The organism is Streptomyces sp. NPDC006265 (genome assembly GCF_040613555.1).
In the GTDB taxonomy this organism is placed as follows: domain Bacteria; phylum Actinomycetota; class Actinomycetes; order Streptomycetales; family Streptomycetaceae; genus Streptomyces.
This window is the reverse complement of the sequence record NZ_JBEXSH010000302.1, coordinates 1-9,427: the sequence shown is the minus strand read 5'-3', so window position 1 is coordinate 9,427 and position 9,427 is coordinate 1. Positions and strand designations below refer to the sequence as shown.

The 9,427-nt window shown below is 69.2% G+C and carries 8 protein-coding genes and 1 pseudogene; 7 read left to right on the top strand and 2 right to left on the bottom strand.

Going from position 1 to position 9,427, the window contains the following annotated elements; all coding sequences use genetic code 11:
* Positions 1-131 precede the first annotated feature (131 nt).
* Both ABZ281_RS23585 and ABZ281_RS23580 read right to left on the bottom strand, forming a co-directional pair.
* Positions 132-748, bottom strand: a pseudogene (locus ABZ281_RS23585) (peptide deformylase).
* Positions 749-1,129: 381 nt separating this feature from the next.
* Positions 1,130-1,960: a C40 family peptidase gene (locus ABZ281_RS23580; RefSeq protein WP_356658377.1), complete on the bottom strand. Its 831-nt coding sequence runs from the start codon at positions 1,958-1,960 to the stop codon at positions 1,130-1,132.
* Positions 1,961-2,684: 724 nt separating this feature from the next.
* On the opposite strand from ABZ281_RS23580, the gene ABZ281_RS23575 reads away from it, so the two are divergent.
* The 7 genes from ABZ281_RS23575 to ABZ281_RS23545 form a co-directional block, all read left to right on the top strand.
* Positions 2,685-3,044, top strand: coding sequence for an NADH-quinone oxidoreductase subunit A (locus ABZ281_RS23575; RefSeq protein ID WP_003974383.1), 360 nt, complete (start codon positions 2,685-2,687; stop codon positions 3,042-3,044).
* Between the two features lie 13 nt (positions 3,045-3,057).
* Positions 3,058-3,612 (top strand): NADH-quinone oxidoreductase subunit B, encoded by a 555-nt coding sequence (locus ABZ281_RS23570; RefSeq protein WP_031141109.1) that lies wholly within the window; start codon positions 3,058-3,060, stop codon positions 3,610-3,612.
* Complete coding sequence (locus ABZ281_RS23565) at positions 3,609-4,349, top strand: NADH-quinone oxidoreductase subunit C (RefSeq protein WP_356658375.1); 741 nt, start codon at positions 3,609-3,611, stop codon at positions 4,347-4,349. The genes ABZ281_RS23570 and ABZ281_RS23565 overlap by 4 nt, the downstream gene beginning before the upstream one ends.
* Positions 4,346-5,668: an NADH-quinone oxidoreductase subunit D gene (locus tag ABZ281_RS23560; RefSeq protein ID WP_356658373.1), complete on the top strand. Its 1,323-nt coding sequence runs from the start codon at positions 4,346-4,348 to the stop codon at positions 5,666-5,668. The genes ABZ281_RS23565 and ABZ281_RS23560 overlap by 4 nt, the downstream gene beginning before the upstream one ends.
* On the top strand, positions 5,665-6,525 hold the full coding sequence (gene nuoE / locus ABZ281_RS23555; RefSeq protein ID WP_356658371.1) for an NADH-quinone oxidoreductase subunit NuoE: 861 nt from the start codon (positions 5,665-5,667) through the stop codon (positions 6,523-6,525). Before ABZ281_RS23560 ends, nuoE begins: the two co-directional genes overlap by 4 nt.
* Positions 6,522-7,871, top strand: a complete 1,350-nt coding sequence (gene nuoF, locus ABZ281_RS23550; protein WP_356658369.1) for an NADH-quinone oxidoreductase subunit NuoF — start codon at positions 6,522-6,524, stop codon at positions 7,869-7,871. The genes nuoE and nuoF overlap by 4 nt, the downstream gene beginning before the upstream one ends.
* On the top strand, positions 7,868-9,427 hold a 1,560-nt coding region (locus ABZ281_RS23545; protein ID WP_356658367.1), incomplete at its 3' end, for an NADH-quinone oxidoreductase subunit G. The genes nuoF and ABZ281_RS23545, both read left to right, overlap by 4 nt.

Here is a 9,427-nt window from a genome sequence, read left to right as displayed (position 1 = left end):
CTCACCCATCCGATGCTGATGAAGTTCACCCTGAAGCTCCTCGCGAACCTCACCGACCCGACGGGCGGCGACGCGATGGACCGCATCATCAACGGGCTGAGCAGGGTGGCCCCGAAGGCCTGATCAGGCGTTCAACGCCGCGACGTCGGCGGCCGGCGCGCGAGCACCTCGTCCCGCCGGTCCGCCGTCTGCCGCAGCGCGGACTTCCGCTCCGGTGCGGGGAGCCGGTCCGGATAGAGCTGCCCGTCGCAGTGATCGGTCGCGTGCGCGAGACAGTGGGCGAAGTAGCCGGTGCCTCGATCACGAGCGGCTCGCCGTCCCGGCCGAAGCCGCGCACCACGGCCCGGTCCGGACGCGGCACGTCCATGGTGGCGCCCGGCACCGAGAGGCAGCCCTCCGCCTCGTCGAGGAGCCTCCTGCGCGACGCGTCGAGCGGATCCAGGACCGGGTTGACGATGTGCCCGACGTGCCGGACTCCGTCGTCGTCGGGGCAGTCGTACACGAACACCCGCATATCGACCCCGACATGGTTCGCCGCGAGCCCGGCCCCGTCCGCGACGTACATGGTCAGGAACATGTCGGCGATGGGCGCGGCGAGGTCCGGACCGAACGCGGTGACGTCCCGGCACGGCTTGTGCAGGACCTTCTCACCGGCCTCGGTGATGCGCCGGACCATCCCCCGCCGGGCCTCGGGCGCGAGCCGCGGGTACGAGTCGACGGGCCGTCCCTGAACGAAAACGCCCGGCATCGGTTGTCTCCCTGTGATGGTGCCGTGGTGGCGGGAGAGCGGGCTTCCGGCGTCGGGAGCCCTCCCCGCCCTTCGGCGCTCATCACAACAGAACACCCGGGCCGGTCCCGGCAGTAGTCCGGCCACGCGGGGCCGTCGGCGTCAACACAAGGCCATGCCGTGACAATTCGGGCGCAGGATGCCGAAGGGGCGGGAGTGCACGGGCAGGCCGCGATGCCGGGTGCCCCCAGGAGGGCCCTGACGGCCCCTGGAACGGCCCGGAGCCGGGCCGAGAGGGTGACGGGGCCTGAACAGCCCCGGACAGGCCGGGAGGGCCGATGCCTCACAGCGGCAACGGCCCTCGAGCCCGAACGTACGGAAGGGGTCGGACGACGCGTGACGTCAGAGGACGCGCACCGCGCCCGACGCCGGGTAGCCCGACAGGTCCTGGATGACGACGCCCTTGGACGGGTTGGCCGCGTCCAGGTACTGGCCGTTCCCGATGTAGACACCCACGTGGTACGCGGAGCCCTTGCCGCCCCAGTACAGGATGTCGCCGACCTGGACGCTGGACAGCGGCACGTCCGTGCCGGCCATCGACTGGTCCTGCGAGACGCGCGGCAGATCCACACCAACCTGCTTGTACGCGGCCTGCACGAGGGAGGAGCAGTCCCAGGCGTTGGGACCGGTGGCGCCCATGACGTAGGCGTCGCCCACCTGGGCCTTGAGGAATGCGATGACCGTCGCGACGCTGCCGCTGGCGGGCGCCGACACGGACGTCGAGGTGGACGCGGAGGCGGAGAGGGTGGTGCGCTCGGCGCTGCGCGTGGCGCGCTCGGCGGCGGCCTTGCGGGCGGCCTCGGCGGCCTTCTTCTTGGCCTCGGCCTTCTTGGCCGCGGCGAGGTCCTTCTTGGCTTCCGCGGCGGCCTTGGCGGCGGCCGCGTCACGCTCGGCGCGCAGCTCGTAGTTCGCGGCGGCCTGCTGGGTCGCGGCCGCGGACTGGGCGACCTGAGCGGACAGGTCGGCCGTCAGGGTGGGCAGTTCGATGGTCTGCGTCACCGGCTCGGCGGCGCTCGCCGAGGCCGACGCACCTGCCGCCGCCATGCTGAGGACGCCACCGGCAACTCCGGCACGCATGGCGATCGAAGAGGTCGCGCTGCGGCGGGGCTTCCGGTGGCTGCGTATGTGAGCGGTGTGGGACATGGGAATAACCGGTACCAGGGGCTCCTTCATATCTTCAAGAAACGTGTGCTGCGCCACAGTTGTTCAACCGGGCCCTCAAAACCCCCGAACGAGGCCCTTTATTGACGCCGTAACGGACATTGCGGGCAGCCCGTGATCGGCCTGTGATCACGGTGTTTGATCAATACGCCCGAATTGCCCCGCGCCTACCATCGGTGGGGTTGATTGGCCAAGCCCCGTTCTCATGGATCTCTCACCGATGTGACGGAGGTCACGGAACGGTCGCCCCGCCGGTCGCGTCCCGGCGTGCAGATCACGGCCGGATCACGACCTCGCGAAGATCGTGAACGCGTGCACGCGTCCACACCCTGCCTCATGTGCCCCCTGATGCGTGAACGCGCTTCTATCAAGAGATCAAGTCCATCGCCAATTTGCATGCAAGGGAACCCTCTTGATATTGAGACGACCCATCTGGCCTGCACTGACGAGCCAAAATGTCACCTCTCGTGATCACTCGGACGCTTCGCGCGTGAAGATCACCGCTCATCCGACTTCATGATCGATCGTCAGGTGGTGGAGATCACAAAGGTTGAGTAATACCCCGTGTCGCAGATCACAGAGCGTCGGGCATAAGATGCACGCGGTTGGGCTTGTGACCTGCTTCACATGTTCCCGATCTTCGCCGGGGCAGGCGGGGTTCGAGGGACAGGCGGGGCGGAAGTGAGCCCGACGCAAACCGCCAGCAGTCAGTGCCGACTGAGAGGAGCGAGGAGCGGTGAACGCTTATGCGCCCATCCTCGTACTGGGAGCCCTCGGGGCAGGCTTTGCGATCTTCTCCGTGGTCATGGCCACGTTGATCGGGCCGAAGCGGTACAACCGCGCCAAGCTCGAGGCCTACGAGTGCGGTATCGAGCCGACCCCCACGCCGGCCGGCGGCGGGCGCTTCCCGATCAAGTACTACCTGACGGCGATGCTCTTCATCATTTTCGATATCGAGATCGTCTTCCTCTACCCCTGGGCCGTCACCTTCGACGCCCTGGGGATCTTCGGGCTCGTGGAGATGCTGCTCTTCGTGCTCACCGTCTTCGTCGCGTACGCGTACGTATGGCGGCGCGGCGGCCTGGAATGGGACTGAGGGGCCACACGTCATGGGACTCGAAGAAAAGCTGCCGAGCGGCTTCCTGCTGACCACCGTCGAGCAGGCCGCGGGCTGGGTGCGCAAGTCGTCCGTCTTTCCTGCCACGTTCGGCCTCGCCTGCTGTGCCATCGAGATGATGACCACCGGCGCCGGCCGCTACGACCTGGCGCGCTTCGGCATGGAGGTCTTCCGGGGCTCGCCGCGCCAGGCGGACCTGATGATCGTCGCCGGCCGGGTGAGCCAGAAGATGGCGCCGGTGCTCCGGCAGGTCTACGACCAGATGCCGAACCCCAAGTGGGTGATCTCCATGGGGGTCTGCGCCTCGTCCGGCGGCATGTTCAACAACTACGCGATTGTCCAGGGCGTCGACCACATCGTGCCGGTCGACATCTACCTCCCCGGCTGCCCGCCCCGGCCGGAGATGCTGCTGGACGCGATCCTCAAGCTCCACCAGAAGATCCAGAGCTCCAAGCTCGGCGTGAACGCAGAGGAGGCGGCCCGCGAGGCGGAGGAAGCGGCGCTCAAGGCGCTGCCCACCATCGAGATGAAGGGGCTGCTGCGATGAGCGAAGCGAACGGCAACGGGGTCAACCCCGAGAAGGACCTCTCCGCGGAGAACCTCCCCGGCCGGCGCGGCCAGGGCGGTGAGGAGATCCGCGTCCAGCGCGGCATGTTCGGCGCCGACAACGGCGGCGACACCTCCGGCTACGGCGGCCTGGTCCGCTCGGTCCGGCTCCCGGGGCCGGCGAGCCGCCCCTACGGCGGATGGTTCGACGAGGTCGCCGACGAGCTCGAGGGCGCCCTGGAGGAGCAGGACCTGGTCCCCGGCAACGCCATCGAGAAGACGGTCGTCGACCGCGACGAGCTGACCTTCCACATCGAGCGCGAACACCTCGTCCGCGTCGCCCGCACCCTGCGCGACGACCCGGCCCTGCGCTTCGAGCTGTGCACCGGCGTCAGCGGCGTGCACTACCCGAACGACAAGGGCCGCGAGCTGCACGCCGTCTACCACCTGCGGTCGATCACCCACAACCGGGTGATCCGCCTGGAGGTCAGCGCCCCCGACAGCGACCCGCACATCCCGTCGCTGGTCGAGGTCTATCCGACGAACGACTGGCACGAGCGCGAGACGTACGACTTCTTCGGAATCGTCTTCGACGGCCACCCCGCGCTGACGCGCATCATGATGCCGGACGACTGGCAGGGCTTCCCGCAGCGCAAGGACTACCCCCTCGGCGGCATCCCCGTCGAGTACAAGGGCGCCCAGATCCCGGCTCCGGACCAGCGGAGGTCGTACTCATGAGCACTTCCCACGCCTCCCCTCGGGAGACGACCGAGGGCACCGTCTACACGGTCACCGGCGGCGACTGGGACGAGGTCGTCCAGTCCGCGGCCCGCGCCGACGACGAGCGCATCGTCGTCAACATGGGCCCTCAGCACCCGTCCACCCACGGCGTGCTGCGGCTGATCCTGGAGATCGACGGCGAGACCGTCACCGAGGCCCGCTGCGGAATCGGTTACCTGCACACCGGCATCGAGAAGAACCTCGAGTACCGCACGTGGACGCAGGGCACCACGTTCGTGACGCGCATGGACTACCTGACGCCGTTCTTCAACGAGACGGCGTACTGCCTCGGCGTCGAGAAGCTCCTCGGCATCGAGGACCAGATCCCGGACCGCGCCTCGATCATCCGCGTGCTCCTGATGGAGCTGAACCGGCTCTCCTCGCACCTGGTGTGCATCGCCACCGGCGGCATGGAGCTCGGCGCGACCACGATCATGATCTACGGCTTTCGTGATCGTGAACTCATTCTCGATATCTACGAGCTGATCACCGGCCTGCGGATGAACCACGCGTACATCCGCCCCGGCGGACTCGCCCAGGACCTGCCGCCCGGCGCGGTGGACCAGATCCGCGAGTTCGTGAAGAAGATGAAGAAGAACCTCCCGGAGTACGACAAGCTCGCCACCGGCAACCCCATCTTCAAGGCCCGTATGCAGGACGTCGGCCACCTCGACCTGGCCGGCTGCATGGCCCTCGGCGCGACGGGCCCGATCCTGCGCTCCACCGGCCTGCCGCACGACCTGCGCAAGGCGCAGCCCTACTGCGGCTACGAAACGTACGACTTCGAGATCCCGACCGCCGACACCTGTGACTCCTACGGCCGCTTCCTCATCCGGCTGGAGGAGATGCGCCAGTCCCTCCGGATCGTCGAGCAGTGCCTGGACCGGCTCCAGCCCGGCCCGGTCATGGTCGCCGACAAGAAGATCGCCTGGCCCGCCCAGCTCGCCCTGGGACCCGACGGGCTCGGCAACTCCCTCGACCACATCAAGAAGATCATGGGCACCTCCATGGAGGCCCTGATCCACCACTTCAAGCTGGTCACCGAGGGCTTCCGAGTCCCGCCGGGACAGACGTACGCGGCGGTCGAGTCGCCCAAGGGCGAACTCGGGGTGCACGTCGTGTCCGACGGCGGCACCCGCCCCTACCGGGTCCACTTCCGGGACCCGTCCTTCACCAACCTTCAGGCCATGGCGGCGATGTGCGAGGGCGGCCAGGTCGCCGACGTCATCGTCGCCGTCGCGTCCATCGACCCCGTGATGGGAGGCGTCGACCGGTGACCACATCGTCTTCCGAGCGGGGCGTCAGCCTGGGCATGCCCGAACTGCCCGCCCCCGCCTACCCGGACGAGGTCCGGGCCCGCCTGGAGACGGACGCGCGCGAGATCATCGCCCGCTACCCGGACTCCCGGTCCGCCCTGCTGCCGCTGCTGCACCTCGTGCAGAGCGAGGAGGGGCACGTCACCCGCACCGGCATGCGGTTCTGCGCGGACGTGCTCGGCCTGACCACGGCCGAGGTCACCGCGGTCGCCACCTTCTACACGATGTACCGGCGCAAGCCGAGCGGTGACTACCAGGTCGGGGTGTGCACCAACACCCTGTGCGCCGTCATGGGCGGGGACGCGATCTTCGAGGAGCTCCAGGAGCACCTCGGCGTCGGCAACGGCGAGACCACCGGCGACGGCAAGGTCACGCTGGAGCACATCGAGTGCAACGCGGCCTGCGACTTCGCGCCGGTCGTGATGGTCAACTGGGAGTTCTTCGACAACCAGACCCCGGCCAGCGCCAAGAGCCTCGTCGACGACCTGCGCGCGGGACGGCCGGTCACGCCCACCCGCGGCGCGCGCATGTGCACCTTCAAGGAGACGGCCCGGGTCCTGGCCGGCTTCCCCGACGAGCGGGACGGCGCCGTGGAGTCCGGCGGAAGCGCGGGACCCGCCTCCCTGATCGGCCTGAAGCTCGCCAAGGGGGAGGTCTCTCCCGCCCGCGTGGTGCACCCGCGCGGTGAGGCGGCCCGGACCGGGGCACCGCACGAGCCGTCACCGACGGAGCACCTGAGCTCGCACGACGCGCCGCAGGACACATCGGCCTCCGACCCGGCCCACCCGGCCGGGCCCACCGCCGAGGAGGGGGAGTGATGACCTTGGCACCCGAGTTGAAGGACACGAGCCCCGAGAAGCTGCTCGCACCGGTGCTGTCGGCCTTCTGGGACGAGGACAAGTCCTGGACGCTGGACGTGTACCGCAGGCACGACGGCTACGAAGGGCTGCGCAAGGCGCTCGCCATGTCGCCGGACGACGTGATCGCGTACGTCAAGGAGTCCGGTCTGCGCGGACGCGGCGGCGCGGGCTTCCCCACCGGCATGAAGTGGCAGTTCATCCCGCAGGGGGACGGCAAGCCGCACTATCTCGTGGTCAACGCCGACGAGTCGGAGCCGGGGACGTGCAAGGACATCCCGCTCCTCTTCGCGAACCCGCACAGCCTCATCGAGGGCATGATCATCGCGTGCTACGCCATCAGGTCGTCGCATGCCTTCATCTACCTGCGTGGTGAAGTCGTCCCGGTGCTGCGGCGGTTGCACTCGGCCGTGCGCGAGGCGTACGAAGCCGGCTTCCTCGGCGAGAACATTCAGGGCAGCGGACTCGACCTCGACATCACCGTGCACGCGGGCGCGGGCGCGTACATCTGCGGTGAGGAGACCGCACTGCTCGACTCGCTCGAAGGCCGCCGGGGCCAGCCGCGGCTTCGTCCCCCCTTCCCTGCCGTCGCGGGCCTCTACGCGTGCCCGACTGTGGTGAACAACGTCGAATCGATCGCGTCGGTTCCCGCGATCATGCAGCGGGGCAAGGAATGGTTCCGCTCGATGGGGAGTGAGAAGTCGCCCGGCTTCACGCTCTACTCCCTCTCCGGCCACGTCGCCGGCCCCGGACAGTACGAGGCGCCGCTCGGGATCACGCTCCGCCAGCTGCTGGAGATGAGCGGCGGGATGCGCTCCGGGCACCGCCTCAAGTTCTGGACACCGGGCGGCTCCTCGACCCCGATGTTCACCGACGAGCACCTCGACGTCCCCCTTGATTACGAAGGGGTGGGCGCCGCGGGTTCCATGCTCGGCACCAAAGCCCTCCAGTGCTTCGACGAGACGACCTGCGTGGTCCGTGCCGTCACCCGCTGGACGGAGTTCTACGCCCACGAGTCCTGCGGCAAGTGCACGCCCTGCCGCGAAGGGACCTACTGGCTCGTGCAGTTGCTGCGCGACATCGAGGCCGGCAAGGGACAGATGTCCGACCTCGACAAGCTGAACGACATCGCCGACAACATCAACGGCAAGTCCTTCTGCGCCCTCGGCGACGGCGCCGCCTCGCCGATCTTCTCCTCGCTCAAGTACTTCCGCGAGGAGTACGAGCAGCACATCACGGGCCGGGGCTGCCCCTTCGACCCGGCCAAGTCGACGGCCTGGGCCGACCGCACGGAGGTGAACGCATGACCGTGACCACCAGCTCTCCCTCCGGCGGGGGAGAAGCGGCGGTCCCGCCGGAGGACCTCGTGTCGCTGACGATCGACGGCGCCGAGATCAGCGTGCCCAAGGGCACCCTGATCATCCGGGCCGCCGAACAACTCGGCATCGAGATCCCCCGGTTCTGCGACCACCCCCTGCTCGACCCGGCCGGTGCCTGCCGCCAGTGCATCGTCGAGGTCGAGGGCCAGCGCAAGCCCATGGCGTCCTGCACCATCACCTGCACCGACGGGATGGTGGTGAAGACCCACCTCACCTCCCCGGTCGCGGAGAAGGCCCAGAAGGGTGTGATGGAGCTCCTGCTCATCAACCACCCGCTGGACTGCCCGGTCTGCGACAAGGGCGGCGAGTGCCCGTTGCAGAACCAGGCCATGTCGCACGGCGACGCCGACTCCCGCTTCGAGGGCCGCAAGCGGACCTACGAGAAGCCCGTCCCGATCTCCACGCAGGTGCTGCTCGACCGCGAGCGGTGCGTGCTGTGCGCCCGCTGTACCCGGTTCTCCAACCAGGTCGCGGGCGACCCGATGATCGAGCTGATCGAGCGGGGCGCGCTCCAGCAGGTCGGCACCGGCGAGGGCGACCCGTTCGAGTCGTACTTCTCCGGCAACACCATCCAGATCTGCCCGGTCGGCGCGCTGACCTCGGCGGCGTACCGATTCCGCTCCCGCCCCTTCGACCTGGTCTCCTCCCCGTCGGTGTGCGAACACTGCTCCGGCGGCTGCGCCACGCGCACCGACCACCGGCGCGGCAAGGTCATGCGGCGCCTCGCCGCCAACGACCCCGAGGTCAACGAGGAGTGGATCTGTGACAAGGGGCGGTTCGGGTTCCGGTACGCGCAGCAGCGCGACCGGCTCGAGACGCCGCTGGTGCGCAACGCCGAGGGCGAGCTGGAACCGGCCTCCTGGCCGGAGGCGCTCCAGATCGCGGCCCAGGGGCTGCTGGCCTCCCGGGGCCGCACCGGCGTCCTGACCGGCGGCCGCCTCACCGTCGAGGACGCCTACGCGTACAGCAAGTTCGCGCGCGTGGCGCTCGACACCAACGACATCGACTTCCGCGCGCGCGTGCACAGCAGCGAGGAGGCCGACTTCCTCGCCGCCCAGATCGCCGGGCGCGGCCGGGACCTCGACGGCACGGGCGTCACGTACACCGCGCTGGAGAAGGCCCCCGCCGTCCTGCTGGTCGGGTTCGAGGCGGAGGAGGAGGCCCCCGGCGTCTTCCTGCGGCTGCGCAAGGCCTGGCGGGGGCACGGGCAGAAGGTCTACTCCCTGGCCACGCACGCCACGCGCGGTCTGGAGAAGGCCGGTGGCACGCTGCTTCCTGCGGCTCCCGGCACCGAGACCGAATGGCTGGACGCGCTCGCGGGCGGGGGCGGCCTGGAGGACGACGGTGCGCTCGCCGCCGAGGCGCTGCGTGCCGAGGGCGCGGTGATCGTCTCCGCGTCCGGCGGCAGCTGGCCGATCAACGTGCGGGTCGACAGCCGTACGTTCCTGCGGCGCTCCCTCGGTTCCGGGACGCGCGAACTGCCG

What these genes read in the sequence shown, in the direction of transcription:
- ABZ281_RS23560 (WP_356658373.1), top strand. Translation starts at nt 4,346, where the DNA reads ATGAGCACTTCCCACGCCTCCCCTCGGGAGACGACCGAGGGCACCGTC.
- ABZ281_RS23565 (WP_356658375.1), top strand. Translation starts at nt 3,609, where the DNA reads ATGAGCGAAGCGAACGGCAACGGGGTCAACCCCGAGAAGGACCTCTCC.
- ABZ281_RS23580 (WP_356658377.1), bottom strand. Translation starts at nt 1,960, where the DNA reads ATGAAGGAGCCCCTGGTACCGGTTATTCCCATGTCCCACACCGCTCAC.
- ABZ281_RS23570 (WP_031141109.1), top strand. Translation starts at nt 3,058, where the DNA reads ATGGGACTCGAAGAAAAGCTGCCGAGCGGCTTCCTGCTGACCACCGTC.